Raw genomic sequence first — 26,887 nt, 5'->3', positions numbered from 1 at the left:
AGTTCGGACGTTCACTCGTGCGACTTGCCCAGCAGCCCGGGCAGCCCCTCTTCGGCCTTGACCAAAGCAAAGCGTGGCACCTGCTCGCCGTCAACCTCGACGGACTCCTGGAACATCGAAAGTGGTCGTACCCAGAAGCTGTAATCACCATACAGGCATTGGTAGAACACCATCCACTCTTCGCTCTCGGAATGCCGCGCAACACTGAAGACACGGTACTCAGGCCCTTTGTAATGCCGGTACACGCCTGGTTGTATCTGCATGTTGCCCACCCTCTTGAATAAAACCTGAAAAAAACAAAACCGGGGCACAAGGCCCCGGTCGCTGTCCCGCTACGCGATCAGACGCGTTCGAAGACAGTGGTGATACCTTGGCCGAGGCCGACGCACATGGTCGCCACCCCCAGGGTGCCGCCATTCTGCTTCATGACGTTGAGCAGGGTGCCGGAAATCCGTGCCCCAGAGCAACCGAACGGGTGGCCCAAGGCAATGGCGCCGCCGTGCAGGTTAACCTTCTCATCCATCTTGTCGAGCACTTTCAGGTCCTTCAGCACTGGCAGGGCCTGTGCGGCAAAGGCTTCGTTGAGCTCGATGAAGTCGATGTCGGCCATGGTCAGGCCGGCACGCTTGAGGGCCTTCTGGGTCGACGGCACCGGGCCGTAGCCCATGATCGCCGGGTCGACACCGGCCACCGCCATGGAACGGATGACCGCCAACGGCTGGATACCCAGGTCCATGGCACGCTGGCCGGACATGACGATCATGCACGATGCACCGTCGGTGATCTGCGACGAGGTACCGGCAGTGACGGTACCGCCTTTCGGGTTGAACGCCGGCTTCAGCGATGCCAGGCCCTCGAGAGTGGTTTCCGGGCGAATGGTTTCGTCGAAATCGAACACCTTCAGGAAGCCGTTCTCGTCATAGCCCTGCATCGGGATGATTTCGTCCTTGAACTTGCCTTCGACCGTGGCCTTGTGGGCCAGCTGGTGCGAACGCAGGCCGAACAGGTCCTGCTGCTCACGGGTAATGCCGTGCATCTTGCCAAGCATTTCCGCGGTCAGGCCCATCATCCCGGAAGCCTTGGCGGCATGCAAGGACAGGTGCGGGTTGGGGTCGACGCCATGCATCATGCTGACGTGGCCCATGTGCTCCACGCCACCGACCACGAACACATCACCGTTGCCGGTCATGATCGCCTGGGCGGCGGTGTGCAGGGCACTCATCGACGAGCCGCACAGGCGGCTGACAGTCTGCGCCGCGGAGGTATGCGGGATCTGGGTCATCAGCGAGGCCATGCGGGCGATGTTCCAGCCCTGTTCGAGAGTCTGGTTGACGCAGCCCCAGATCACGTCCTCGACTTCTTTCGGGTCGACCTTGTCGTTACGTTCCAGCAGCTTGCTGATCAGGTGCGCCGACATGTCTTCGGCGCGGGTATTGCGGTGCATGCCACCCTTGGAGCGGCCCATCGGCGTGCGACCGAAGTCGACAATCACCACGTCTCTTGGATTCAGGCTCATATCAAATCTCTCGCTCTAGCTCGTTGACCGCTCAGTTGAAGAAGCGCTGGCCGTTCTTGGCCATTTCACGCAGCTTGGCGGTCGGGTGGTACAGCGGCCCCAGGTCAGCGTACTGATCGGCCAAGGCAACGAATTCGGCCACACCGATCGAGTCGATGTAACGCAGCGCACCACCGCGGAAGGGAGGGAAGCCAATGCCGTAGACCAGACCCATGTCGGCTTCGGCAGCGGTTTCGACGATGCCGTCTTCCAGGCAGCGCACAGTCTCCAGGCACAGCGGGATCATCATCCAGTTGATGATGTCCTCGTCGCTGACTTCACGCTGCTCGAAGACGATCGGCTTGAGCACGTCGAGCACGCTGGCGTCGGCGACCTTCTTCGGTTTGCCGCGCTTGTCGGTTTCGTAGGCGTAGAAGCCCTTGCCGTTCTTCTGGCCCAGGCGGTTGGCCTCGTACAGTGCGTCAACGGCCGAGCGGCGCTCGTCCTTCATGCGGTCCGGGAAGCCTTCGGCCATCACGTCGCGGCCATGGTGGCCGGTGTCGATGCCGACCACGTCCATCAGGTACGCCGGGCCCATCGGCCAGCCGAACTTTTCCATGACCTTGTCGATACGCACGAAATCGACACCGGCGCTGACAAGCTTGGCGAAGCCGCCGAAGTACGGGAACAGCACGCGGTTGACCAGGAAGCCCGGGCAATCGTTGACCACGATCGGGTTCTTGCCCATTTTCTTGGCGAAGGCCACGGTGGTAGCGACCGCCACCTCACTGGACTTTTCGCCACGGATCACTTCCACCAGCGGCATCATGTGCACCGGGTTGAAGAAGTGCATGCCAACGAAGTTTTCCGGGCGTTTGAGCGCCTTGGCCAGCAGGTTGATGGAAATGGTCGAGGTGTTGGAAGCGAGGATCGCATCGTCCTTCACCTGGCTTTCCACTTCGGCCAGCACGGCCTGCTTGACTTTCGGGTTCTCGACCACGGCCTCGACGACGATGTCGACATTGGCGAAATCGCCATAGGACAGGGTCGGGCGAATGGCGTTGAGTGCCTCGGCCATCTTGGCCGGGGTCAGGCGGCCCTTCTCGACGCGGTTGCCGAGCAGCTTGGAGGCCTCGTTCAGGCCCAGCTGGATGGCTTCCTCGCGGATGTCCTTCATCAGGATCGGGGTGCCCTTGACCGCCGACTGGTAGGCGATGCCGCCACCCATGATGCCGGCGCCGAGCACGGCAGCCTGCTTCACGTCATGGGCGATTTCATCATGCGCCTTGGCCTTGCGCTTGAGTTCCTGGTCGTTGAGGAACAGGCCGATCAGGCTCTGGGCAACCGAGGTTCTGGCCAGCTTGGCGAAGCCTGCGGCTTCAACTTCCAGAGCCTTGTCACGGCCGAAGTTGGCGGCCTTCTGGATGGTCTTGATGGCTTCGACCGGGGCCGGGTAGTTCGGGCCGGCCTGGCCGGCGACGAAGCCCTTGGCAGTTTCGAAGGCCATCATCTGCTCGATGGCGTTGAGCTTTAGCTTTTCCAGCTTGGGCTGGCGCTTGGCCTTGTAGTCCAGCTCACCACTGATGGCGCGCTTGACCAGGTCAAGGGCACCGGCCATCAGCAGTTCAGGTGCAACCACGGCGTCGACGGCACCCACTTTCAGGGCGTCTTCGGCGCGGTTCTCCTTGCCGGCGGCGATCCATTCGATGGCGTTGTCCGAACCGATCAGGCGCGGCAGGCGCACGGTACCGCCGAAGCCCGGGTAGATACCCAGCTTGACTTCCGGCAGGCCGATCTTGGCGCTGGTGGACATGACCCGGTAGTCGGCGGCCAGGCACATTTCCAGGCCGCCGCCCAGGGCGATGCCGTTGATGGCGGCGACGGTCGGCACTTCGAGGTCTTCGAAGGCGTTGAAGATGCGGTTGGCTTCCAGGTTGCCGGCGACCAGTTCGGCCTCGGGCAGCTTGAAGTTGTCGACGAACTCGGTGATGTCGGCGCCGACGATGAACACGTCCTTGCCACTGCTGACGATCACGCCCTTGACCGAGGCGTCGGCCTGGATGGCATCGACAGCCTGGCGCAGCTCGTTCAGGGTCAGGCGGTTGAACTTGTTGACGGACTCACCCTTGAGGTCGAACTTGAGCTCGACGATGCCACTTTCAAGAGCCTTAACCGTGATGGCTTTACCTTCGTAAATCATCAACTGATCTCCACGATATGGAAGCTGAACTGTACACGCCGATCGCTGCAGCAAAAGCAGGTTCAACTGCCCTGCCCCAGGCACACCCGTCAGCGCGCTAGTCGGAAGTATGGCTTGGCGTCATGACATACAAACGCTCAATTCATACGCCCGTTTGATTTGGGTGTGCACACATTCTCCGAAAAGATCGGCATTGTCAAATGCTCGCAAGCACGGTGAAAAATCGACTTTCCGGTCATTTTGTAGCGTCCAGGTACTAAACATGATGACGGTGATCGCTGGCCATTCATGTAGGCGATTGACCATGAGCCGCAGGAGATTGCTGTAGCTTCTGCCTTGCGCGGTGATCTCGAACGGCTACACTGGCACTTGCTTGAATACATACCCGGCCTGCCTGGCCTTTTCTGCGCAGCAGAACGCAAAGCGGCGACCTGGCACCCCACCCCTTCAGGGGATCGGCCAGGCCGCCGCTTTGTCGTTAATGCCCTGGAATACGCCGCAGCCCTGTGGGAACGGTGTCAGCCCTTAGCCACGTGATGGATGGTCAGGCCAGGGTTTCGAGGACATAGGCAACATCCTGCAACACAGCCGTATCGCCCCGCTCGGTCCAGTACAGCGCGATCATCCGGGCATCGGCCTCGACCTTGTAGACACTCGCCGGCAAGCGCGCCAGGGCCTCCATGAAGCGTGGGTCCTCGCACGGTTCACGCCACTGGTTCCACCACACACCAGGGGTGATCTGCCAGAAGCTGAAGCAGTCCTCATGCCCGCGGCGCCGTGCCCGGTGGTATTGCGGGCACGGGCTTGGTGGCTCCTTTTCCAGCCAGTGCGGCCACTGCTGCGGCGCCAGCTGCATGGCCAGGCCCATGCGCCGCGCCTCCAGGCGCAGCTTCATCTGCTCACTCTGCTTGCGCGAGGTGCGCAGCCAGGAAAGCGGGCTGAGAATCAGCGCAAGGATTGACACCACCAGCAATACCGTCATATCAGTAGTTCCCATAAAACGTTGCAAATGAGCTGGTTAGCCATTTTTCACGGAAGACCCGCCCGAAAGCGACCATACTTCTTCTATCGCGATTGTCAGGAGTTCCGCTCATGCAATACGAACATTTGTTGGTCGCCGTCGACCTGACCGAAGAATGCGACCCGGTGATCAAACGCGCCATGGCGCTAGCCGCGCCGTCGAATGCCAAGGTTTCGCTGGTACACATCGTCGAGCCGATGGCCATGGCGTTCGGCGGTGACGTGCCGATGGACCTGTCGCAGCTGCAACAGCAGCAGTTCGACCAGGCCAAGGAGCGCATGGAGCGCCTGTTCAACAAGTACCCGGATATTCATCGCGGTGACTCGCACCTGACCTACGGCCAGCCGCGCCAGGAAATCCACCAGCTGGCCAAGGACCAGAAGTGTGACCTGATCGTGGTCGGCAGCCATGGCCGTCACGGCCTGGCGTTGCTGCTGGGCTCCACGGCCAATGACGTGCTGCATGGCGCCCCGTGCGATGTACTGGCGGTGCGGTTGCAGAAGAAGGAATGATTCAACTTGTGCAGGCCTCTTCGCGGGCTTGCCCGCTCCCACAGGATCACCACATGCCTTCAAAGCTGTGGTGATCCTGTGGGAGCGGGCAAGCCCGCGAAGAGGCCGGGTCAGGCTAACGCCGATCAGCCTTCCAGCTCGGCCCAGCGCTCCACCAGCACATCCAGCTCACCCTGCAGCTTCTCGATTTTCGCCAGCACTGCCGAAGTTTCCGCAATCGGCCGCTGATAGAAGCCCGCCGCATTCACTTCTTCCTGGGCCTCGGCCATGCGCTGCTCCAGCTCGTCGATCTGCCCCGGCAGCATTTCCAGTTCACGTTGCAGCTTGTAGCTGAGCTTTTTCTTCGAAACCTCTTCCGCCGCCGGGGCAGCCACTGGCGCCGGCTTGGCCTCGACCTTCTCCACCACCGCGCTGTTGAGCGCAGACTTGCCGCCCTTGCTCTCGGTCACGCCCAGCAGCTTCGGTGAGCCCCCCTGGCGGATCCAGTCCTCGTAACCACCGACGTACTCGCGCACCTTGCCTTCGCCTTCGAACACCAGGGTGCTGGTCACAACGTTGTCGAGGAAGGCCCGGTCGTGGCTGACCATCAACACGGTGCCCTTGTAGTTGGACAGTACCTCCTCGAGCAGCTCGAGGGTTTCCACATCCAGGTCGTTGGTCGGTTCGTCAAGCACCAGCAGGTTGGCCGGCTTGCTGAACAGTTTTGCCAGCAACAGCCGCGCCCGCTCGCCACCCGACAGCGCCTTGACCGGCGTGCGGGCACGTTGAGGGCTGAACAGGAAGTCACCCAGGTAGCTCAGCACATGGCGGTTCTGGCCGTCGATCTCGATGAAATCGCGGCCTTCGGCCAGGTTGTCGATCACGGTCTTTTCCAGGTCGAGCTGGTGGCGCATCTGGTCGAAATAGGCCACTTCCAGCTTGGTGCCGCGCTCGACCTTGCCGGCGGTCGGTTCCAGGTCGCCGAGCATCAGCTTGAGCAGGGTCGTCTTGCCGGTACCGTTGGCGCCCAGCAGGCCGATGCGGTCCTCACGCTGCAGGACCATGGAGAAGTCCTTGACCAGCACCGGCCCTTCGGGGTGATGGAAGCTGACATTCTCCAGCACCATGACCTGCTTGCCGGACTTTTCCGCAGCCTCGATCTGGATGTTGGCCTTGCCCTGGCGCTCGCGGCGTTCGCTACGCTCCACGCGCAGGGCCTTCAGCGCGCGTACGCGGCCTTCGTTGCGGGTACGGCGGGCCTTGATGCCCTGGCGGATCCACACCTCTTCCTGGGCCAGGCGCTTGTCGAACAGCGCGTTGGCGGTTTCCTCGGCAGCCAGCGCGGCCTCCTTGTGCACCAGGAAGCTGGCATAGTCGCCATTCCAGTCGATCAGGCCGCCGCGGTCCAGCTCGAGGATGCGGGTGGCCAGGTTCTGCAGGAAGGAACGGTCGTGGGTGATGAACAGCACCGCGCCGTTGAAGCCACGCAGCGCCTCTTCAAGCCAGGCGATGGCACCGATGTCCAGGTGGTTGGTCGGCTCGTCGAGCAGCAGCAGATCGGGCTCCGACACCAGCGCCTGGGCCAGCAGCACGCGGCGGCGCCAGCCACCGGACAGCTCGGCCAGGGTCTTGTCGGCCGGCAGCTGCAGGCGGCTGAGGGTGCTTTCCACCACCTGCTGCAGGCGCCAGCCGTCACGGGCTTCCAGCTCGTGCTGGACGTGCATGAGTTTTTCCAGGTCTTCATCACCCTGGATGTTCAGGCTCAGGTGATGGAACTGCGCCAGCAACTCGCCCACGCCATCCAGGCCTGCGGCCACCACGTCGAACACCGTGCGTTCATCGGCCACCGGTAGCTCCTGCGGCAGCTCGCCGATCTTCAGGCCAGGGGCACGCCAGATTTCGCCGTCGTCGCCCTTCTGCTCGCCCTTGACCAGGCGCAGCATGCTCGACTTGCCGGTGCCGTTGCGGCCGATGATGCACACCCGCTCGCCACGAGCGATCTGCCAGGACACCTTGTCCAGCAGCGGCATGGCGCCGAATGCGAGGGACACATCGCTGAATTTGAGCAGGGTCATGTTGGTCTCCATAAATCGGGCGCGCATTCTACCTGACTTGGCCCACGACGGCATCCGCCTGGCCACCCCGCGAGGGCATTACGACATCTGGTCGAACTTAATATCCCGATACAAGCACAGTGCTTTCACCCGCCGCCGGCAAACGGCTAAGCTAAGGCAATAGCTTCCAACAGTGCTGGCTCCGCCGTCACTTCCCCATGGTTCAACTGCCCGGACGTATCATGCGCAGCCGCCTGTTACATATTGCATCCTGCCTGCTGCTCACCGCCGCCACCTGCGCGGCGCAGGCCACCGACCTTACCCTGCAACGCCAGTACTATGACGAGGCCAAGCGCGCACTGGCCAAAGGCGACAAAGGCCCGTACCTGCGCTATGCCCAAGCCCTCAGCGACTACCCGCTGACGCCCTATCTGGCCTACGACGAGCTCACTGCCCGGCTGAAAACCGCCAGCAACCAGGAAATCGAAGGCTTCCTCGCCAAGCATGGCGACCTGCCCCAGGCCAACTGGATGAAACTGCGCTGGTTGCGCTGGCTGGCCGAACGCGGCGAATGGGACACTTTCGTCAAGTACTACGACCCCAAGCTCAACTTCACCGAACTGGATTGCCTCAACGGCCAGTACCAGCTCAGCCACGGCCTGCGCGCCGAGGGCTACGCCACCGCCGACAAACTGTGGAATGTCGGCAAGTCGCAGCCGGCCACCTGCGACACTCTGTTCGCCATGTGGGCGGCCGAAGGCCAGCTGACCGAGGCCAAACGCTGGCAACGCACCAAGCTGGCGGCCCAGGCGCGCAACTACAGCCTGGCCAACAACCTGGTCAAGACCCTGACCACCCTCGCCCCGCAGGGGCGCCTGCTGGTCGATGTGGCGCAGAAGCCCGAGCTGCTCAACCAGCCATCGCGTTTCAGCCCGGTCAACGAAGCCATGTCCGACGTAGTCAGCCTCGGCCTGCGCCGCCTGGCCCGGCAGGACCCGGAGCGGGCCATGGCGCTGCTCGACGACTACGCCCAGCGCATGCACTTTTCCCGTGACGAGAAGGTGGCCATCGCCCGCGAAATCGGCCTGACCCTGGCGCGCCGCTACGACCCGCGCGCGCTCGACCTGATGACCCGCTATGACCCGGAACTGCGCGACAACACCGTCAGCGAATGGCGCCTGCGCCTGCTGCTGCGCCTGGGCCGCTGGGAGGACGCCTACCAGCTGACCCGCCGCCTGCCCCAGGACCTGGCCAGCAGCAGCCGCTGGAAGTACTGGCAGGCGCGCAGCCTGGAACTGGCGCAGCCGAACAACCCGCAAATCCCGCTGCTGTACAAGACCGTGGCGCGTGAGCGCGACTTCTACGGTTTCCTCGCCGCCGACCGGGCACAGACCCCATACCAGCTGAACAACAAGCCGCTGGTGCTCAGCCCGCAACTGGTCAACAAGGTACGCAACACCCCGGGCATCCGCCGCGCGCTGGAGTTCCACGCGCGCGGCCAGATCGTCGAAGGCCGCCGCGAGTGGTACCACGTCAGTCGCCACTTCAGCCGCGATGAAATGGTCGCCCAGGCGCGCCTGGGCTACGACCTGCGCTGGTACTTCCCGGCCATTCGCACCATCAGCCAGGCGCAGTACTGGGACGACCTGGACATTCGCTTCCCGATGGCCCACCGCGACACCCTGGTACGCGAGGCCAAGGTCCGCGGCCTGCATTCGAGCTGGGTATTCGCCATTACCCGCCAGGAAAGCGCCTTCATGGAAGATGCCCGCTCGCCGGTGGGTGCCAGCGGCCTGATGCAGCTGATGCCGGCCACGGCCAAGGAAACCGCGCGCAAGTTCAGTATTCCGCTGGCGTCCCCGGCGCAGGTGCTCAACCCGGACAAGAACATCCAGCTGGGCGCGGCCTACCTGAGCCAGGTGCACAGCCAGTTCAACGGCAACCGGGTGCTGGCTTCGGCGGCCTACAACGCCGGGCCGGGGCGGGTGCGCCAGTGGCTGAAAGGCGCCAAGCACCTGAGCTTCGATGTGTGGGTGGAGTCGATCCCGTTCGACGAAACGCGCCAGTACGTGCAGAACGTGCTGTCGTATTCGGTGATCTACGGGCAGAAGCTGAACTCGCCGCAGCCGCTGGTGGACTGGCATGAGCGGTACTTCGATGACATGTGATCGTCGCTGAGCCTGTGCCGGCCTCTTCGCGGGCTTGCCCGCTCCCACAGGTATTGCACCGGTTCTGAATGCGGTGCAGTACCTGTGGGAGCGGGCAAGCCCGCGAAAGGGCCAACTATTCCAGAATCTCGACCGGCATCCCCACCTCCAACCACCCGCTGCCATCCACCGCCAGGTTCTGCCCGAAAAGCACATCCCCCTCTCTTTCGCGGAAGGTCCTCAGTGTGGCCATCGGCTCACGGTCCTCGCTGCGCTCGCCGGTAGCCGGGTCGATGGTCGTGAATATGCAGCGCACACTCGGCTTGAGCACGCGAAACTCCAGGCTGCCGATACGAATCCGCTTCCAGCCATCTTCGGCAAACGGTTCCGCGCCCTGCACCACCAGGTTGGGCCGAAAACGCAGCATCTCCATGGGCCGACCAACACGCCGGTTGAGCTCGTCCAGCGAACCCTGGCCGATCAGCAACAAGGGGAAACCGTCGGGGAACGCCGCACGGTCACTGTTCAGGCCATAACCATTGGGCAGATAACGCGCGCGCTGCTCCGGGCAATGCACCAGCCGCACGGCCTTGCCCAGCAACTCGCTCAGCCAGCCCGCCGCCGCATCGCCCGCGTCCGGCACACGCAGGGTATCGCGCCAGATGGTCACGCCACGCAGGGCGTCATCGGCAGGTGGCACAGGAACCTGCAAGGGTGCCTGCCCTGGCGCTTCCAGCAGCAACTGGCCACTATCATCAGCGCTTGCCTTGATCTGGCCTAGCTGAGGCCAGGCGCGCTGGGTCAGGAAGCGTCCGTTGTCTTCCTCCACCACCATCCAGCGCCGGTCACCCTGCAACCCCAGCAACCCCACCGCTGAAGCCTGCAGGCGTTGCCCCTGCCCCGACTTCACCGGGTACCGATACAGCTCACTGAGAAACATCCCTGCCGCCTCGCGTCATGCCAAAACGCCAAGCTTATACCCGACAGGAGCCGGGATCACGCAGTGGCGGCGTCCAACAACAGGCGCTGCTTGACCACATCGACCAGGCGATCGGGCTGGAACTTGGACAGGAAGTTGTCGCAGCCCACCTTCTTTACCATCGACTCGTTGAAACTGCCCGACAGCGAAGTGTGCAGCACCACGTAAAGCTGGCGCAAACGGGCATCGTCACGGATCTCGGTAGTCAACCGGTAGCCGTCCATTTCCGGCATCTCGGCGTCGGTGAATACCATCAGCAATTTCTCGCATACGTTCTCACCTGCGTCGGCCCAGCCCTTGAGCATGCGCAACGCCTTCAAGCCATCACTGGCCACGTGCAGCTTCACGCCCAGCTGGGACAGCGTATCGCGCAATTGCGCCAGGGCCACGCTGGAATCGTCCACCAGCAGCACTTCTCGACCGCGGGCCCGGGCCAGCACCGGGTCAGCGAGCTTGTCGCCGGAAACCCGGGCGTTGTATGGCACGATTTCGGCCAACACCTTCTCAACGTCGATCACCTCCACCAGCTTGTCATCGACCTTGGTGATGGCGGTCAGGTAATGCTGGCGACCGGCGCTGGACGGCGGCGGCATGATCGCCTCCCAGTTCATGTTGACGATGCGATCGACACCGCCCACCAGGAACGCCTGCACCGAGCGGTTGTATTCGGTGACGATGATGGTGCTGTCCGGTCCCGGCTGCAGCGGTCGCATGCCGATCGCCTGGGACAGGTCGATCACCGGCAGGGTCTGGCCGCGCAGGTTGACCACCCCGCAGACAAAAGCGTGGCGCTGGGGCATCAGGGTCAGCTTGGGCAGCTGCAGCACTTCCTGCACCTTGAACACGTTGATCGCGAACAGCTGGCGGCCGGCCAGGCGGAACATCAGGATTTCCAGGCGGTTCTCGCCCACCAGTTGCGTGCGTTGGTCTACCGTGTCGAGAATGCCAGCCATTGGAAAACCCCCAGCCTTGAGTCGAAAAAAGTGAAATCATCCACCCTGTATCGGCGGCTTCACGCACACCTTGACCCTTGCGGGAAAATGCCGTGAAGGCAATTGATATCACTTTAACATCATGATCTACTGCGATCAGCGCCGCAGGAGCCAGATGGCCGGCAAAAGTTCCCCACCTGAGCCCTTTATCAGGGAAACCCTTAGCCACAATCGGGCGCAACCTGATGTTCGCGATATCCTTTAGCCATTAATGTGACGCCATTCTCATTGCATGAATGGAGTCAGGCTTTTGCTAGCTATCGTTTTGGCGTGCCCGCCCCCTGCGCCTGCCCCACGCGCGGGAGCTGCATGATGGACAGCGCCTTATCGTTCGATGACGCCCTGCAGGGTTTCCTGCTGGATGCCCAGGTGTTGCTGACCCAGGCCCAGGAATGCCTGCAGCATCTGGAGCTGATCGACAACGACCCGGATGCCTGCCGCTGCCTGGACAATGCCCTCGACAGCCTCGCCCGGCAGGCTACGCACCTGGGCCTGCGCGAAGTTGCCCATTACACCACTGCCCTGCAACAGCTGCTGGCACCGGCCTGCCACAGCGGTTGCCTGCAGCGCGAAGCCCTGCCCGCAGTAGGGGCCTGCCTGACTCTGCTGGCCTGGCAGCTGGAACTGGTCGATCCGTGTACCGGGCGGCTCAACCTGGACATCGGCGAGCAGCTGGTGCTACTGGGTGAACTGGCCAAAGTCGTGCAGCAACCCCTTGCGCAAGCCTGCACGCACTGCGACGAGCAAGGCAACGTGTGCATCCACCCGCATGACGAGACGGCAGACAGCACGCCCCCTGGCCGTTCATCCCCCAGGTATTGACCCGGCGCACAGTGTATCCGGCCGCGTTCGTTCAAGACCGCCATGGGCGCCTCTGGAATTTCTCGAATTTTTTCCAACTTGCCGGGCGGCAAATGCGTGTTGCACGATCAGACAGGATGGCACTTGGCTACCCGCAAGCGCCCGCCCCACTGGCGTTTCAAAGCGTTACCCAGCCGCGACCGATGCAGTGCAAGGTGGTAATATGCACCGCTCAAACGCTTGCAACCTGCAGCAAGGTCGCAAGTTTTGGTGATCGGAAAACAATCAATCGAAAGTACTGCTCCAAAGCCTCTGACAAGGATTGTGCAAGGCCTCCACCAGCAATACTTCAGTGGCTTCCCTACCTATGTTCCCACGCTTGAAGACTCCTTTGCGTTGCTGCTCCCGCGCTGCCCTGCTGCGCTGGGCGACGGTCGGGCTGTGCGTGGCCTCGCTTGGCGCCAACCTGCTGCTGTACCTGGCCGACCAGGCGATCCCGGCCAGCCTGCTGGTGCTGCAGCTGGCTGCCACGCTGAGCGCCGCCGTGCACTTGGGCCTGGGCGCCAGGTCGATCAGCTTGCGCCCCGCGGAACTGGCCGAGCGCATGCTCAAGGTCCAGGAAAACGAGCGCCAGCATCTGAGCCGGGAACTGCACGACGATATCGGCCAGTTGCTCACCGCCGCCAAGCTGCAGCTGCAGTGGCTGCAACGGCGCATGCCCGATGAGCTGCAAGGCCACTGCGACGCCTTGCGCAGCACGCTGGATGACACCCTGGGCAACGTGCGCGATGTCTCCGCCCTGCTCAACCCGCGGCAGTTGGCTAGCCTTGGCCTTGAAGCCAGCCTGCGCGCGCACCTGATGCGCACGCTGGGCAACAGCGGCGTGCACTGGAGCCTGGCGTGCAATCAGCGCCTGGGCGGCATCGACGAGGCGGTGGCCATGGCGGTGTTCCGCATTACCCAGGAAGCCGTGACCAACATGCTGCGCCACGCCCAGGCACACAACCTGGTCGTCCGTCTGCAGCGCACCCCCGAGGGGTTGGCGTTGTCGATTCACGACGATGGTCGTGGCTTCGTGCCCGCCAGGCAACCGGCCGAAGCAGGCCAGCGCGGCTTGGCCGGGATGCAGGAGCGGGTAACCGCGTTGCAGGGCAGCCTGGACATTACCAGCCAGCTCGGCCTGGGCACGCGCATCGAGGCGGTGTTTCCATGGCCTCCGCGCACCCAGCAACGCGCCAGGAGTACTGCCACCCATGACCTGTAGACTGCTGCTGGTAGACGACCACTCGCTGATCCGCGCAGGGGTGCGCGCACTGGTCTGCGACATCCCTGGCTATGAGGTAATCGGTGAGGCCGACGACGGCAGCCAGTTGCTCGAACAGGTGCGCAAGCTGGCACCGGACATCGTCTTGCTGGATATTTCCATGCGCTCGACCAGCGGCCTGGATGCCCTCACCCAGCTGCGCGCCAGCGGCAGTGCCTGCAAAGTGCTGATCCTGTCGATGCATACCGACCCGGACCTGATCATGCGCGCCCTGGAAAGCGGCGCCCACGGCTACCTGCTCAAGGACACCAGCGCCACCGAACTGGAGCAGGCCCTGGCCGCGGTACGCAACGGCGAGCGTTACCTCAGCCCAGCCATCGCCCATACGGTCATCAACCAGGCTCTGCAGCGCGCCAGGCAGGGCAAGCAGCCCGCTGGCGAGCGGCATAACCTCACGGCGCGACAACTGGAAATCCTGCGCCTGATCGTGCGCGGCAAGTCCACCCGGGAGATCGCCACCGGCCTGGGCCTGTCGATCAAGACCGTGGAAACCCACCGCTCGCAGATCATGAAACGCCTGCAGATCCATGACGTGGCCGGCCTGGTGCTGTTCGCCGTGCGCGAAAAAATCATCAGTCTGGACGACTGAGCAGCGGCGAGCCGTCCGGCAGGTGCAGGCGCAGTGCAGCGGGCCTGGCCTGGAAGCGCAACTTGTCGGCCTGCACAGGCTCGCCATCAAGGTTGATGTCCAGCCCTTGCGAGCACTTGATCTCGACCCAGGGCAACCTGGCCCTGACGAACAGCCCGTTACCGGCCAACAGTTCACGCAGCGTCCCTACCATCTCCTGTGGTGCCGGCAGGATGGCAATGTCGAGCAAGCCGTCGTCCACCAGGGCCTCGGGGCACAACTCTTGCCCACCGCCGGCCTGGCGGCCATTGCCGATCCCCAACGCCAGCAGGTCACCCTGCCAGTGGAAACCCGGCCCTTGCAGCTCCACCGAGGCCGCCTGCAGTTCGCTGAAGCGCGACAACCCGGTGAACAGGTAGGCGGCCGCGCCCAGCACTTTCTTCAGGTCTTCGGAGGTGTTGGCCGTGACCTGGCTGCCAAAACCGCCCGTGGCCATGTTCAGGAACAACTGGTCGCCGGCCTGGCCCAGGTCTGTTGGCCGTGCGGGCAGGTTCAGCAAGGACAGTGCCGTGGCAGGCTCCAGGGGTATGCCGGCAGCCTTGGCAAAATCATTGGCCGTGCCCAGCGGCAACAACGCCAGGCTGGCCTGTGTACCCGCCAGGCCCATGGCTTCGGCAACATCGCGCAGCGTTCCATCCCCGCCTCCTGCAACAATATGGCCGTAACCGGCAGCCAGCGCCTCGTTGACCAGCCGCGGGGCGTCACCGGCCTCCCAGGTGACCCGCACATCCAGCACCCAGCCGCTGTCGCGCAGGCCGTGCACGGCGCTGCGCACGTCTTCGTTCATGGCCTGCTTGCCGTGCAGGATCAGCATTGCCTTGCGCTCTTGCATGTGCGCGCCTCCTTGTAGTGATCAACCCAGATCTCGACCCTCTGCAATTGCGGATCGTTGCATGCGCCCGAAAAAATAGCAGGCCAACGCGATCGATTGTAGGAGCGGCCTTGTGTCGCGACAGGGCCGCAGAGCGGCCCCGGCGATGTGCGCGGCGAAGCTGAAAACGTGGGGCCGCTTCGCGCCCCTATCGCGACACAAGGCCGCTCCTACAATTGATCGCGCTTAACCGACAAGCGTTGGCCTGTCTTTTTCCCACGCCTGGCAATGCACGGCTATGCTCAGCAGATACACTTTCTTGCCATGGACGCGCCCCCGGTAGTGGTTTCACCACTGCTGACCACGGGCGCGTCTTGCTATCCGCAGCCTTTTAGCGAGGATTCCGGGTCATGCGCATTCTCTGGACACTGCCGTACCTGCCCTGGCCGACCACCAGTGGCAGCAAGACCCGGCAATACCATCTGATACGCGCACTGGCACAGCGGGGCCACCGCATTACCCTGCTGGTGCAATCGAAGATCCCCCTCGGCGATGCTGCACGCGAGGCCCTGGAACCTTTGCTCGAACGCCTCATCGTGCTACCCCGCCGGCCCCTGCACAGCCCGCTGAACCTGCTGGCCTCGCCGATCATCGACTACCCCATGCGGGCCATCATCAATGGCCTGGCCCCTTGCCTGCGGCACCGCTTCGAGCAATTGCTGGACGAGCCCTGGGACGTGATCCAGATCGAGCACAGCTACAGCTTCCAGCCCTTCGAAAAGGCCCTGCAGGCACGCGGGCTGCCCTACATGCTCAGCGAACACACCTTGGAGTCGGTGATGGGTGGCGCCAGCCATGATCGCCTGCCGCTGTGGCTGCGCCCGCTCAACGCCTTCGACCGCTGGCGCTATCGACGCTGGGAACAGCGGGTATTGCGCCAGCCCAGCGAACTGGTGGCGGTCAGCGCCCACGATGCCGAGCTGATCGCACACATCAGCGGGCGCACGGTTAACGTGGTGGTCAATGGTGTGGACTGTGACTTCTACCAGCACGTGCAACCCGCCCTGCACAGCCAGCGCCTGCTGTTCGTTGGCAATTTCGAGTATGGCGCCAACCTGGAGGCCATCGAATGGGCGCTGGAGGACATCATGCCCCAGGTGTGGCAGAGCAACCCGGCAGTACGCCTGGCGATTGCCGGGCATGCCATGCCGGCCAGCTGGAAACTGCACTGGAGCGACCCCCGTATCGAATGGTTCGGCTACCGCCCCGACCTGCGTGAACTGCAGCGGTGTTCGGCACTGTTCTTCGCACCGCTGCGCTATGCCGGTGGCTCCAAGGTGAAAATCCTCGAAGCGATGGCCGCCGGATTGCCGGTGATCACCACCGGCAAAGGCGTTTCTGGCCTGGCCGCGAACAACGGTGAACACTACCTGGGCAGTGAGGATGGCGACCAGTTGGCGCTGCTGATCACCCAGTTGCTCAACCAGCCCTGGCGCATGAGCCAGTTGAGCGATGCCGGGCGCCAGCTCGCCCGCCAGTACCACGACTGGAGCGTGGCTGCCCAGCAACTGGAAAACGTCCACAGGCGCCTGGCCCAGGCGGCTCCGGCCGAAGCTGCGCCGCTGGCCAGTGCCTGAATGGGCCGCTCAGCCAAGTAGCTCGCTGAAGGGAATGAACGGCACGCTGTCACCCTGTTTCGGCGTACTGCCTTCGCGTACTTCCACCAGCCCATCGGCCCAGGCCGCGCTGCGCAGCACGCCAGAACTCTGGTTCTTGTAGATGTGCACCTGGCCCTGTTCGATGCGGGCGCGCAGGTACTCGCGGCGCGTGCCGGGCTTGGGCCAGTCAAAGCCGGCCGGCATGTCGAACCGCAGGGGCGTGACATCGGCCACGCCCTGACGCCGCAACAGGTAGGGCCGGGTCAGCAGGGCGAAGGTGACCAGGGTCGAGGCCGGGTTGCCCGGCAGGCCGATGACCGGCACACCCTGGAAGTGGCCGAACGTCAGCGGCTTGCCTGGCTTGATCGCCAGCTTCCACAAGGCCAGTTCACCGGCTTCGCGCAGGGCGGCGCCGAGATAGTCGGCTTCGCCCACCGAGACACCGCCGGTGGACAAAATCAGGTCGACATCGCCCAGTTCGGCCAGGCATGTACGGGTGCGTTCCAGGTCATCCGGCAAAATGCCCGCATCGACGACCTCGCAACCCAGGCGCTGCAACCAGCTGACCAGCAGCCGGCGGTTGCTGTTGTAGATCTGCCCCGGCCCCAGCGGCAGGCCAGGCTCGACCAGTTCGTCACCGGTGGACAGCACCGCCACCCGTACCTTGCGCACGACATCCAGGCGGCCGTGGCCCAAGGTGGCCGCCAGGCCCAGCTCGATCGGCCCCAGCCGGGTGCCGGCGCTCATCACCTGTTCGCCCTTGCGGGTTTCCTGGCCTTGGGGGCGAATGTTCTGCCCGGTTTTCAACGGTTCGAGAAAGCGTACCCGGCCGTCTTCTGCCACTTCGGTGTTTTCCTGCATCTCGATGCAGTCGGCACCTTCGGGCAGCGGTGCCCCGGTGAAGATGCGTGCGCAAGTGCCCGCTTGCAGCGGCTGCGGCGCATGGCCGGCGAAAATCCGCTGGCTGACCGGCAGTGGTTCGCCCCGCGAGTCAGCCAGGCGCAGGGCGTAACCGTCCATGGCGCTGTTCGGCCAAGGCGGCAGGTCGAGCGAGGCCACCAGGTCAACGGCCAGCACACGGCCCTCGGCTTCGGCCAGTGGCAGGTTCTCCGTGCCGCCGATCGGGGCCGCTTCGGCCAATGCCAGCAGTTGTTCCAGGGCCTGCTCCACCGGCATCAGCGGCCGGGCCTGGCTGACCTCAGCCACGGCTGTCACAGGCCGCTGCCTGTTTCAAATGCGCGACGAAGTTGCAAGGGCGATGGCGGGCATCCAGCTGTTCGGCGAGGATACCGTCCCAACCGGTGCGCACCGCGTTGGTCGAGCCCGGCAGGCAGCACACCAAGGTACCGTTGGCCAGCCCGGCCAGGGCCCGCGATTGCACAGTGGAGGTGCCAATGTCGGCCACGGAAATCTGCCGGAACAGCTCACCAAAACCTTCTACCTGCTTGTCCAGCAGGCAGGCCACGGCCTCGGGCGTGCTGTCGCGGCCGGTGAAGCCGGTGCCGCCGGTGATCAGCACCACCTGAACGCTGTCATCGGCAATCCAGGTGGCGACCTGGGCGCGAATCTTGTACAGGTCGTCCTTCAGCAGCACGCGTTCGGCCAAGCGATGGCCGGCGGCGCTCAGCCGGTCGACGAACAGCTGGCCGGAGGTGTCGGTGTCGAAGGTGCGGGTGTCGCTGACCGTGAGCACGGCAATGTTCAACGGCACGAAGGGGGTATCTGCCTTGGCTTTCATGAGGGTCCGTCACAACAGGATGGGATGGCCGCAGTTATAACACAGCACACGCCCGTCAAAGCGCGACACCCTAGGCCCTTGCCCTTGATCAATGCCCCGGCTTTGCCGCTATGCTGCACTGTAGACGGAACTTGCCTGGACGCCCTGCGTCTTAATGTCATCTAGCACCATCGCACTGGAGAAACACGATGATTCAACGGACCCTACCCGCCTTCCTGCTCGCCTTGGGCCTGGGCGCCCTCGCTGGCTGCGCATCGCCAACCGTCATTACTCTGAACGACGGCCGCGAAATCCAGGCCACCGACACACCGAAGTTCGATGAAGACTCGGGCTTCTACGAATTCGAGCAACTGGATGGCAAGCGCACGCGCCTGAACAAGGACCAGATCCGCACCGTCAAGGAGCTGTGATTGCAGCCTGTTTTTTGCAAAGGCCCTTTCAACAACAAGGGCTTGCGTGCAAAAAAAGGATGCAGTAGGATTTCTTCCATCGGAGTGTAGCGCAGCCAGGTAGCGCGTCTCGTTCGGGACGAGAAGGCCGCAGGTTCGAATCCTGTCTCTCCGACCAGGTCCTCAACAAAAAGCCCGCCATTGTGCGGGCTTTTTGTTGTGCATTGAAAAGTGTGTCAGTGCGACACCTCAGCCTCCACCGGCACATACAGCAACTGCAGGCGCTCGCTGCTCCAGGCCCGGGTCTGGTTGGTCAGCGCCAGGTTGTTGTTCAGCTTCTGCCCATAGCTCGGCACGATTTCCTTGAGCCTGGCCTGCCAGGCGGGCGACTGGATACGGTCCTTGAAGGTCTTTTCGAGCACGGTCAGCATGATCGGCGCCGCAGTCGAAGCGCCCGGCGAAGCCCCCAGCAACGCGGCGATGCTGCCGTCCTGGGCCGCCACCACTTCGGTACCGAACTGCAGCACACCGCCCAGTACCGGATCCTTCTTGATCACCTGCACCCGCTGGCCGGCCTGCAGCAGCTTCCAGTCTTCGTTCTTGGCGTTGGGGAAGTACTCGCGCAGCGCGTTCATGCGGTCATCGAAACTGAGCATCAACTGCCCCATCAGGTAAGTACTGAGGTCGATATTGTCGATACCGGCATTGACCATGGGCAGCACGTTGTGGCTGTTCAGCGAGGCGAACATGTCCAGCAACGAGCCATGTTTGAGGTACTTGGTGGAGAAGGTGGCGAACGGGCCGAACAGCAGCACCTGCTGGCCATCGATCATTCGTGTATCCAGGTGCGGTACCGACATCGGCGGCGCGCCGACCGAGGCCTTGCCGTACAGCTTGGCCTGGTGGCGGGCGACCAGGTCGGGGTTGTCGGTCATCAGGAACTGGCCACCGACCGGGAAGCCGGCATAGCCTTCGGCTTCGCGGATGCCCGACTTCTGCAGCAGCTTCAGCGCACCACCACCGGCACCAATGAATACGAAGCGGGCGTTGATGGCCTTTTCCTTGCCTCCGTTGGCCAGGTCGGCCACTCGCACCTGCCAGGTGCCGTCGTCGTTGCGCACGATGTCGCGCACTTCATGGCGCAGGTTCAGCGACACGTTGGGGTTGCGGGTCATTGCGGCGAACAGCTGGCGAGTGATTTCGCCAAAGTTCACGTCGGTGCCGATGGCCATGCGCGTGGCAGCGACCTTCTGCCCCGGGTCACGCCCTTCCATCACCAGCGGTGCCCACTTACGGATCTGCTCATGGTCTTCGGAGATTTCCATGCCGCGGAACAGCGAGCTGTGCTGCAGAGCATCGACGCGCTTGTGCAGGAAGGCAACGTTGTCGTCACCCCAGACAAAGCTCATGTGCGGCACGTTGTTGATGAACGACTTCGGGTTGCTCAGCACACCCTGCTCGACCTGGTAGGCCCAGAACTGCTTGGACACCTCGAACTGCTCGTTGACCCCCACAGCCTTGCTGATGTCGATGCTGCCGTCCTTGCCGACGCTGGTGTAGTTGAGCTCGCAGAACGCCGAGTGACCGGTACCGGCGTTGTTCCAGGCATTGGAGCTTTCTTCGGCGACCTGACCCAGGCGTTCGTAGACGTCGACCTTCCAGGAGGGCTCAAGCTCGGTGAGGTACGTGCCCAGGCTGGCACTCATGATGCCACCACCGATCAGCAGCACGTCGACGGTCTTTTCCGGTTCCGCGGGTTTGGAGCAGCCGATGACGCCCAGGCAGAGGAACGTCAGCAGGAATTTCTTCATTGATGTTATCCAGTTGTTGTGTACACGCGCGCCGCCTTGAGCAGGGAACGTGCCAACTGGGTCTGGAGCATTGAATACAGGGGGTGAGCGACGGGGAGCATGGCGACAATCCGCCAGAGGGGCCGGATGCACTGCAATGAAATGGCGGATTTCCCCGCCTTGCGCTGCCCTTGCAGGAGCGGCCTTGTGTCGCGATGGGCTGCAAAGCAGCCCCCTGCGATATCCACACTGTTGCCGAGATATTGGTGCCGCTGTGCGGCCCATCGCGACACAAGGCCGCTCCTACAGGGACCGCATCAGGCATGAAAGGGCATCAGGCGGTGAGCCGGGAGGTGACTTCGCCCAGCTGCCCCGACAACCCATGCAGGCGCTGCCCCGCCTGCTCGGTATGCTGCACGGCCTGCTGGTTGGCGGTGGCGATACGGGTGATTTCGATCAGGTTGCGCGAAATGTCTTCGGCCACGCTGGTCTGCTCTTCGGCCGCCGTGGCGATCTGCCGGTTCATGTCGCGGATCGCCTCCACCGCCAGGGTGATGCGCTGCAGCATCTGCCCGGCCTGCTGCACCTGCTCGGCGCCCTCCTCGCTGCGCTGCTGGCCGCTTTCGATGGCCTTGACCGCTTCCACCGCCCCCAACTGCACCGCGTCGATGATCTGGTGGATCTCGGCAATCGACGCCGCCGTGCGCTGGGCCAGGCTGCGCACCTCATCGGCGACCACCGCAAAACCACGCCCGGCCTCGCCGGCACGGGCCGCTTCGATGGCCGCGTTGAGCGCCAGCAGGTTGGTCTGCTCGGCAATGCCGCGGATCACTTCAAGGACTTTGCCAATACGTGTGCTGTCATGCTCCAGGTCGCGAATCACCGCCGCCGTACCGGCAATTTCGCGGTTGACCACGCCAATGATATCGATGGTCTGCTGCATCACCTGCTCGCCCGCTTGGGCACTGTGGTCGGCGTCGTCCGCCGCACGGGCGGCCTCGGCGGCGTGGCGCGCGACTTCCTGGGCGGTGGCGGACATCTCATGCATGGCCGTCGCCACCCGGTCAGTGCGCTGGAACTGGTCGTGGGTGCCACGGGCCATGTCGCCGGCGATACTGCGCAACTGGCCACTGGCGCCTTCCAGTTCCTGGGCGTTGTCCTGCAGCCGGCCGACGGTGTCGGCGAGAAAGTCACGCAGGGTATTGGCGGCCCGCGCCAGGCGACCCAGTTCGTCCTCGCGACGGCTGTCTACCCGGGCAGCAAAGCGGCCCTGGCTAAGTTGCGCGACATACTCGATCAACTGCCGGATCGGCTCGATCAGGCTGCGGTTGACCAGCCACAGGCTGAGCAGCCCCACCAATAGCGCAGAGGCCAACATCACCAGCAAGCCCAGCCATACCGTGCGCTCGGCACCGGCACTAAGGCTGGCGGCTTGCTGATGGGCATCGGCACGCAGTTGCTCGACCAGTTCGCTCATCTGTTCGCTGGCAGCGCGGTCCACGCCCTTGACCGCCTGGTCGCCGGCAACCGGGTCGCCGCCCGCCGCCAGAAATGCCTGTCGCCCTTGCGCGTAGGCCTGGCCCAGCTGCCGATGGCTGTCACGCAGTTGCTGCAACTGCGCCTTGAGCCTGGCGTCGCTGCTGTCGATCAATTGCCCGAGCAGTTGCTGCACCTGCTGCTCGCGCGCCTGGAACTGCTGCCAGTACTTGTCCAGGTCAGCCGGCTGGCGCCCGCGCAACAGCACGTTCTTCCATTCCTGCACCTGGATCTTGAACTGCAGGTTGGCTTCGTCGATCAATTGCGAGGCCCGCAGCGGCCCGTCGACCAGCTCGGCGTAGCCGCGCACGCTGGACGAGAGGAAATGGAAGCACACCAGGGCGATCAGCAACATCGCCACCAGACTGCCGCCAAGCAGGGAGAGAATTTGCACTCTGAGGGATTTACGCAGCATCTTGGATCTCGGAAAACAGGGGGAAGACCGGGGCCGCGCAGGTTGGCAACAGGGTGCAACGCAGCCCGGTTACTGGCAGGCCAAAAAAAGGCTGCCATCAAGCAATGGCAGCCAGGTCGAGCACTTACGCAACAGTTGAGCCAGATACTCTCAGGCAAATACTACAGAAATGTTACAAGGCCGCTACTTACTACCCTGTGGTGAACTGCAAGGCCGCCAGCCGCGCATAAAGCGGGCTTTCTTCGATCAACTGGCGATGCGTCCCCACTGCCACCAGCCGGCCCTTGTCGATGACCGCGATACGGTCGGCATGTTGTACGGTCGCCAGGCGATGAGCGATCACCAGGGTGGTGCGCCCGGCCATCAGGCTGGGCAACGCCTGCTGGATCAGGTGTTCGCTTTGCGCGTCGAGAGCGCTGGTGGCTTCGTCCAGCAACAGGATCGGTGCATCGACCAGCAACGCACGGGCGATGGCCAGGCGTTGTCGCTGCCCGCCAGACAGACCGATGCCACCCTCGCCCAACGGTGTCTGGTAGCCCTGCGGCAGTTGCCGGATGAATGCGTCGGCATGCGCACCACGGGCCGCTGCCTCGACCTCGGCCAGGGTCGCCTCGGGCCGGCCGTAGCGGATGTTGGCCTCGACCGTACCGCGAAACAGCGAAGGGTTTTGTGCCACCAGGGCGAACTGCTGGCGCAGTTGATCGGGTTCGAGTTCGGCAATCGCCCGGCCATCGAGCAGGATGCGCCCTTGCTGGGGATCATAGAAGCGCAGCAACAAATCGAACAAGGTCGACTTGCCCGCGCCCGAGGGCCCTACCAGCGCCACGGTCTGCCCCGGTTCGATGGCCAGGCTCAGGCCATCCACAGCCGCCACCGAGGGGCGTGACGGGTAAGCGAACACCAACTGCTGCAGTTCGATACGCCCACTGGCCCGCTGCTGCGGCAGCACCTGCGCCACGGCGGGCGGCAGGATTGCACTGCGCGCCGCCAACAGTTCGGCAATGCGTTCGGCCGCGCCCGCCGCCCGCTGCAACTCGCCGATCACCTCGCTGAGGGTGCCGAAGGCACTGCCGACGATCAGGCTGTAGAACACGAAGGCCGCCAGTTCGCCTGCGGAAATGCGCCCGGCGATCACATCCATGCCGCCAACCCATAACATCACCCCCACCGCCCCCAGCACCAGCACGATCACCAGGGTGATAAGCCACGCACGCTGGGCTATCCGCTGCCGGGCCACGGCAAACGCCGCTTCGACCGTGGCGGCGAACAGCTCGCGGTCGTGCGCCTGGTGGTTGTAGGCCTGCACGGTCTTGATCTGCCCGAGGGTCTCGGCCACATAGCTGCCCACATCGGCCACCCGGTCCTGGCTCTGCCGCGACAGGCTGCGTACCCGGCGGCCGAACAGCAGGATCGGCGCGAGCACCAGCGGCAGCGCTACTACCACGATGCTGGTGAGCTTGGGGTTGGTGATGAACAGCAACACCACGCCACCAATCACCATCAACGCGTTGCGCAGGAACATCGACAGCGATGAACCGATTACCGATTGCAGCAAGGTGGTGTCAGCGGTCAGGCGCGACTGGATCTCGGAGCTGCGGTTGTCTTCGAAAAACCCGGGATGCAAGCCGATCAGGTGGTCGAACACGGCCCGACGGATATCGGCCACGCAGCGCTCGCCGATCCACGATACCAGGTAGAAGCGGCTGAAGGTCCCCACCGCCAGGGCAAACACCAGCAGCAGGAACAGCCCGATGGTCTGGTTGAGCTGATGCGCAGAGCGGGTCATGAAGCCCTGGTCCACCAGCAGGCGGATGCCCTGGCCCATCGACAGGGTGATACCGGCGGTGACTACCAGGGCAAGCAAGGCCAGCAGCACCTGGCGACGGTACGGGCGGACGAAGTGCCAACCCAGGCGCAAGGCGCGGCGTTGACGCGAGGAAACCGATTCGGGCATGGCACGGACCACTATGGTGGGGAATCCGCAGCCTACCACTCATCCAGGTTCGGGGAAGCCTTGCAAGGTTGCTATAGCGTATCGGTCTAAGCACGCTATGGAGCTTCACGGCCGTTTCTGCTGGACTGTGCCTGCCGTGACCCTGCAGGCACTGTCACAGGCCAGTCACGGCACAGGGTTATCCTGCGCTTGAACCTGATGAGGAGACAATACATGAGCTTGCAGCATGGCAGCGACAACCAGAAGCCCCGGACCACCCCGCAACCTCAGGTGTGCGGCTCGATCATCGACGCCCAGGGGCGTGAAGTACCGATCACCGAGCAGATGATCCAGAAGGCCTGCAAGGCCCTGGAAGAGAGCCGGGTCGAGCGCGTACGCAAAGGTTGATCGGCGAATTCTTGCAACCCGGCGCTTGCGCCGGGTTTTTATTTGCCTTGGGCAATCCTGACAGACCAGCTCAACCTTCTTCGCGGGCTTGCCCGCTCCCACAGGTCCCCCATTGACCTCAGGGTCTGTGTGGTCCCTGTGGGAGCGGGCAAGCCCGCGAAGAGGCCGGTACAGCTTTCAGAAGGCTGTCAGACCAACACCCCACCCAAGGCACTGACCAACTGCGCCAACTGCGGTGACTCCCCGCGCAAGCGCACCGCCAGCCCCTCGATCTCGCGCCGCGGCGGGTACTGCTTGCGCAACTGGTCGAACGCTGCACGCTGTTGCTGCGGGTCGTCGCTGAGGCTACGACGGAAATCGGCATCGTCGCGGCGTGGGTCGTACACCGCGCGGCACAGGGTGGCCAAGGCCCAGGCCGGTTCGGTGCCGGCATCCAGCTCGATCTGCGCCAGCGGCGGTCGCGGCAGCAGGTCGGCCAGTTGCACCTGTTCATCCACACCGAGGAAGCGGCACAGCGCCTGGTAGATCTGCGCCGTACCACGCTGGCGGCCATCGAGGCTGTAGCCGGCAATGTGCGGCGAAGCCAGCGTGCACAGGTCAGCCAGTTGCAAGTCGACCTGTGGCTCGCCCTCCCACACATCCAGCACCGCATGCACGTCTTCGCGTTCCAGCAGCAGTTCGCGCAGGGCGGCGTTGTCCACCACCGGGCCACGGCTGGCGTTGACCAGCCACGCTCCCGGGCGCAGCTGCGCCAGCTGCGCCTGGCCCAGCAGGTGCCAGGTCGGGTGCTCGCCGCCACGCTGCAAGGGGGTGTGCAGGCTGATCACATCGCACTGTTGCAGGATGGTCTCGAGGCTGACGTAATCGCCGCCCTCGGCGGCCTGGCGCAGCGGGTCGCATACCAGTACCTTCCAGCCCAGGCCGTGCAGCACCCGCACCAGGCGGCCACCGACCTCACCCGCGCCCACCACGCCATACACGCGCTCGGGCAGTGCCACGCCATCCAGCTCGGCCAGGGTCAGCAGGCTGCCCAGCACGTAATCGACCACACCACGGGCATTGCAGCCCGGCGCGCTGCTCCAGCGGATACCGGCCTCGGCAAAGTAGTCCAGGTCGAGGTGGTCGGTGCCGATGGTGCAGGTGCCGACAAATCGTACGCGGCTGCCTTCGAGCAACTGGCGATCGACCTTGGTCACCGAGCGCACCAGCAGGATGTCGGCGTCCTTGACGCTGGCGGCGTCGAGGCTTCGGCCCGGGTAACGGCGAATTTCGCCGAACCCCTGGAAGAAGGCATCGAGCAGCGGGATGTTCTCGTCGGCAACTATCAGCATGGCGCTCTCCTGTCTGGGGAACGCAGTGTAGGCGTAACGCCGGGCGTGTTCCAGAGCGGTTCAGTCGGCTTTCTTGCGGATCCAGTACAGGAAGGTACCGGCGTCCTCTTGCTGCTGCAGCAGTTCGTGGCCGAGGAAGTTGCAGAACTTGGGGATATCGCGGCGGGTAGAGGGGTCGGTGGCGATGACCTTGAGCAGGCCGCCAGCGGCCAGGTCACGCACGTGCTGGTGCAGCATCATCACCGGTTCCGGGCAGTTCAGGCCGGTGGCGTCGAGGATGGCGTCGGGGGTGAAATCGGTCATGGGGGGCTCCGCAAATGATCGCTATTGTCGCGCATCGCGCGACGTGCTCCAAGCACCGCCTGCGAACACACCGAGCCTTGCTCTTGCTCTTGCTCTTGCTCTTGCTCTTGATCTTGATCTTGATCTTCGCGACTTCAGGAGGCCGAGCAGAGGTCTTGCGGAGGGAGGTGACGGGCATGGATGCCCGTCAAGCGCTGAGGCCCCATGGATGGGGCCTGCAGCGCGTACTCCCGGGAGCAAGACCGGCGCGAGGGAACCCCGGAGCGTAGCGTAGGGGCCGGATGATGGGAGCGCAGCGTTTTTTGGTGGGCCTGCCCCGTGACAACGGACGCCAAGAAGCGATCCTTACATCGCTATCTTGGAGGTTGCCATGTACCCAACCACTCGCCGCAACTACACCGATGAGTTCAAGATTCAGGCCGTTGCGCTCGCCGAAACGCTCG

General features: G+C 63.7%; 23 protein-coding genes, 1 tRNA gene and 1 pseudogene. 9 read left to right on the top strand and 16 right to left on the bottom strand.

Features of this window, described 5'->3' with window-relative positions:
• Window positions 1-11: 11 nt before the first annotated feature.
• From CAF70_RS15130 to CAF70_RS15115, 4 genes are all read right to left on the bottom strand, one after another.
• Window positions 12-263: a DUF1653 domain-containing protein gene (locus tag CAF70_RS15130; protein ID WP_023661154.1), complete on the bottom strand. Its 252-nt coding sequence runs from the start codon at window positions 261-263 to the stop codon at window positions 12-14.
• 77 nt (window positions 264-340) lie between these two features.
• Window positions 341-1,516, bottom strand: a complete 1,176-nt coding sequence (fadA, locus tag CAF70_RS15125) for an acetyl-CoA C-acyltransferase FadA (protein ID WP_013971712.1) — start codon at window positions 1,514-1,516, stop codon at window positions 341-343.
• A gap of 31 nt (window positions 1,517-1,547) precedes the next feature.
• Window positions 1,548-3,695, bottom strand: a complete 2,148-nt coding sequence (gene fadB, locus CAF70_RS15120; RefSeq protein ID WP_085625512.1) for a fatty acid oxidation complex subunit alpha FadB — start codon at window positions 3,693-3,695, stop codon at window positions 1,548-1,550.
• A gap of 544 nt (window positions 3,696-4,239) precedes the next feature.
• Complete coding sequence (locus tag CAF70_RS15115) at window positions 4,240-4,677, bottom strand: hypothetical protein (protein WP_085625511.1); 438 nt, start codon at window positions 4,675-4,677, stop codon at window positions 4,240-4,242.
• A 110-nt stretch (window positions 4,678-4,787) separates the two neighbouring features.
• Between CAF70_RS15115 and CAF70_RS15110 the strand changes: the two genes are divergently transcribed.
• The gene (locus CAF70_RS15110) at window positions 4,788-5,228 is read left to right on the top strand and encodes a universal stress protein (RefSeq protein ID WP_056806485.1); all 441 of its coding nucleotides are present in this window, start codon (window positions 4,788-4,790) and stop codon (window positions 5,226-5,228) included.
• 125 nt (window positions 5,229-5,353) lie between these two features.
• On the opposite strand, the gene CAF70_RS15105 is transcribed toward CAF70_RS15110, so the two are convergent.
• Window positions 5,354-7,282 carry an ATP-binding cassette domain-containing protein gene (locus tag CAF70_RS15105; protein WP_085625510.1) on the bottom strand — a complete coding sequence of 643 codons (1,929 nt, stop codon included), beginning with the start codon at window positions 7,280-7,282 and terminating at the stop codon, window positions 5,354-5,356.
• Window positions 7,283-7,503: 221 nt separating this feature from the next.
• Between CAF70_RS15105 and CAF70_RS15100 the strand changes: the two genes are divergently transcribed.
• Window positions 7,504-9,429 (top strand): transglycosylase SLT domain-containing protein, encoded by a 1,926-nt coding sequence (locus CAF70_RS15100; RefSeq protein ID WP_085625509.1) that lies wholly within the window; start codon window positions 7,504-7,506, stop codon window positions 9,427-9,429.
• A gap of 115 nt (window positions 9,430-9,544) precedes the next feature.
• Here the strand turns inward: CAF70_RS15100 and CAF70_RS15090 are convergent, their stop codons facing one another.
• Complete coding sequence (locus CAF70_RS15090; RefSeq protein WP_085625508.1) at window positions 9,545-10,348, bottom strand: MOSC domain-containing protein; 804 nt, start codon at window positions 10,346-10,348, stop codon at window positions 9,545-9,547.
• Window positions 10,349-10,404: 56 nt separating this feature from the next.
• A complete protein-coding gene (locus CAF70_RS15085) occupies window positions 10,405-11,340 on the bottom strand; it encodes a chemotaxis protein CheV (RefSeq protein WP_085625507.1) in 936 nt (311 codons plus the stop codon).
• Between the two features lie 351 nt (window positions 11,341-11,691).
• On the opposite strand from CAF70_RS15085, the gene CAF70_RS15080 reads away from it, so the two are divergent.
• The 3 genes from CAF70_RS15080 (at window position 11,692) to CAF70_RS15070 (ending at window position 14,093) form a co-directional block, all read left to right on the top strand.
• Window positions 11,692-12,201 carry a histidine kinase gene (locus CAF70_RS15080; RefSeq protein ID WP_085625506.1) on the top strand — a complete coding sequence of 170 codons (510 nt, stop codon included), beginning with the start codon at window positions 11,692-11,694 and terminating at the stop codon, window positions 12,199-12,201.
• A 346-nt stretch (window positions 12,202-12,547) separates the two neighbouring features.
• Complete coding sequence (locus tag CAF70_RS15075) at window positions 12,548-13,444, top strand: sensor histidine kinase (RefSeq protein ID WP_085625505.1); 897 nt, start codon at window positions 12,548-12,550, stop codon at window positions 13,442-13,444.
• Entirely contained in the window at window positions 13,434-14,093 is a 660-nt protein-coding gene (locus CAF70_RS15070; RefSeq protein WP_085625504.1) for a response regulator transcription factor, read from the top strand. Before CAF70_RS15075 ends, CAF70_RS15070 begins: the two co-directional genes overlap by 11 nt.
• On the opposite strand, the gene yegS is transcribed toward CAF70_RS15070, so the two are convergent.
• The gene (gene yegS, locus CAF70_RS15065; RefSeq protein WP_085625503.1) at window positions 14,077-14,964 is read right to left on the bottom strand and encodes a lipid kinase YegS; all 888 of its coding nucleotides are present in this window, start codon (window positions 14,962-14,964) and stop codon (window positions 14,077-14,079) included. The genes CAF70_RS15070 and yegS overlap by 17 nt on opposite strands.
• 389 nt (window positions 14,965-15,353) lie before the next feature.
• Here yegS and CAF70_RS15060 point away from each other — a divergent pair, with 389 nt between their 5' ends.
• Window positions 15,354-16,580 carry a glycosyltransferase family 4 protein gene (locus tag CAF70_RS15060; RefSeq protein WP_085625502.1) on the top strand — a complete coding sequence of 409 codons (1,227 nt, stop codon included), beginning with the start codon at window positions 15,354-15,356 and terminating at the stop codon, window positions 16,578-16,580.
• 9 nt (window positions 16,581-16,589) lie between these two features.
• On the opposite strand, the gene glp is transcribed toward CAF70_RS15060, so the two are convergent.
• Window positions 16,590-17,816 (bottom strand): gephyrin-like molybdotransferase Glp, encoded by a 1,227-nt coding sequence (glp, locus tag CAF70_RS15055; protein ID WP_085625501.1) that lies wholly within the window; start codon window positions 17,814-17,816, stop codon window positions 16,590-16,592.
• Window positions 17,800-18,339 (bottom strand): molybdenum cofactor biosynthesis protein B, encoded by a 540-nt coding sequence (gene moaB, locus CAF70_RS15050; RefSeq protein WP_085625500.1) that lies wholly within the window; start codon window positions 18,337-18,339, stop codon window positions 17,800-17,802. The genes glp and moaB overlap by 17 nt, the downstream gene beginning before the upstream one ends.
• Before the next feature lie 188 nt (window positions 18,340-18,527).
• Between moaB and CAF70_RS15045 the strand changes: the two genes are divergently transcribed.
• Both CAF70_RS15045 and CAF70_RS15040 read left to right on the top strand, forming a co-directional pair.
• Window positions 18,528-18,749 carry a YgdI/YgdR family lipoprotein gene (locus CAF70_RS15045; RefSeq protein WP_025338312.1) on the top strand — a complete coding sequence of 74 codons (222 nt, stop codon included), beginning with the start codon at window positions 18,528-18,530 and terminating at the stop codon, window positions 18,747-18,749.
• Between the two features lie 80 nt (window positions 18,750-18,829).
• Window positions 18,830-18,906 (top strand) — tRNA-Pro (locus tag CAF70_RS15040).
• A gap of 58 nt (window positions 18,907-18,964) precedes the next feature.
• Here CAF70_RS15040 and mqo read toward each other — a convergent pair.
• The 4 genes and pseudogenes from mqo to CAF70_RS15020 all read right to left on the bottom strand — a co-directional run bounded on the left by mqo (window position 18,965) and on the right by CAF70_RS15020 (window position 24,423).
• Complete coding sequence (gene mqo, locus CAF70_RS15035; RefSeq protein WP_085625499.1) at window positions 18,965-20,539, bottom strand: malate dehydrogenase (quinone); 1,575 nt, start codon at window positions 20,537-20,539, stop codon at window positions 18,965-18,967.
• Window positions 20,540-20,852: 313 nt separating this feature from the next.
• Window positions 20,853-21,557 (bottom strand): methyl-accepting chemotaxis protein, encoded by a 705-nt coding sequence (locus tag CAF70_RS28170; protein WP_371915956.1) that lies wholly within the window; start codon window positions 21,555-21,557, stop codon window positions 20,853-20,855.
• Between the two features lie 228 nt (window positions 21,558-21,785).
• Window positions 21,786-21,896, bottom strand: a pseudogene (locus CAF70_RS28165) (hypothetical protein); the annotation flags it as partial.
• Window positions 21,897-22,659: 763 nt separating this feature from the next.
• The gene (locus CAF70_RS15020; RefSeq protein WP_085625496.1) at window positions 22,660-24,423 is read right to left on the bottom strand and encodes an ABC transporter transmembrane domain-containing protein; all 1,764 of its coding nucleotides are present in this window, start codon (window positions 24,421-24,423) and stop codon (window positions 22,660-22,662) included.
• Between the two features lie 213 nt (window positions 24,424-24,636).
• On the opposite strand from CAF70_RS15020, the gene CAF70_RS27710 reads away from it, so the two are divergent.
• Window positions 24,637-24,810, top strand: a complete 174-nt coding sequence (locus CAF70_RS27710) for a PA1571 family protein (protein WP_170978823.1) — start codon at window positions 24,637-24,639, stop codon at window positions 24,808-24,810.
• A gap of 188 nt (window positions 24,811-24,998) precedes the next feature.
• Here CAF70_RS27710 and pdxB read toward each other — a convergent pair whose 3' ends face one another.
• Both pdxB and tusA read right to left on the bottom strand, forming a co-directional pair.
• On the bottom strand, window positions 24,999-26,141 hold the full coding sequence (pdxB, locus tag CAF70_RS15015; protein WP_085625495.1) for a 4-phosphoerythronate dehydrogenase PdxB: 1,143 nt from the start codon (window positions 26,139-26,141) through the stop codon (window positions 24,999-25,001).
• A gap of 60 nt (window positions 26,142-26,201) precedes the next feature.
• Complete coding sequence (gene tusA, locus CAF70_RS15010; RefSeq protein ID WP_016500764.1) at window positions 26,202-26,444, bottom strand: sulfurtransferase TusA; 243 nt, start codon at window positions 26,442-26,444, stop codon at window positions 26,202-26,204.
• Between the last annotated feature and the right edge of the window lie 443 nt (window positions 26,445-26,887).

This window comes from Pseudomonas sp. B19(2017) (assembly GCF_002113165.1).
In the GTDB taxonomy this organism is placed as follows: Bacteria; Pseudomonadota; Gammaproteobacteria; order Pseudomonadales; family Pseudomonadaceae; genus Aquipseudomonas.
Note: the sequence above shows the minus strand (reverse complement) of the source record. Positions and strands in the feature narration are given on the sequence as shown.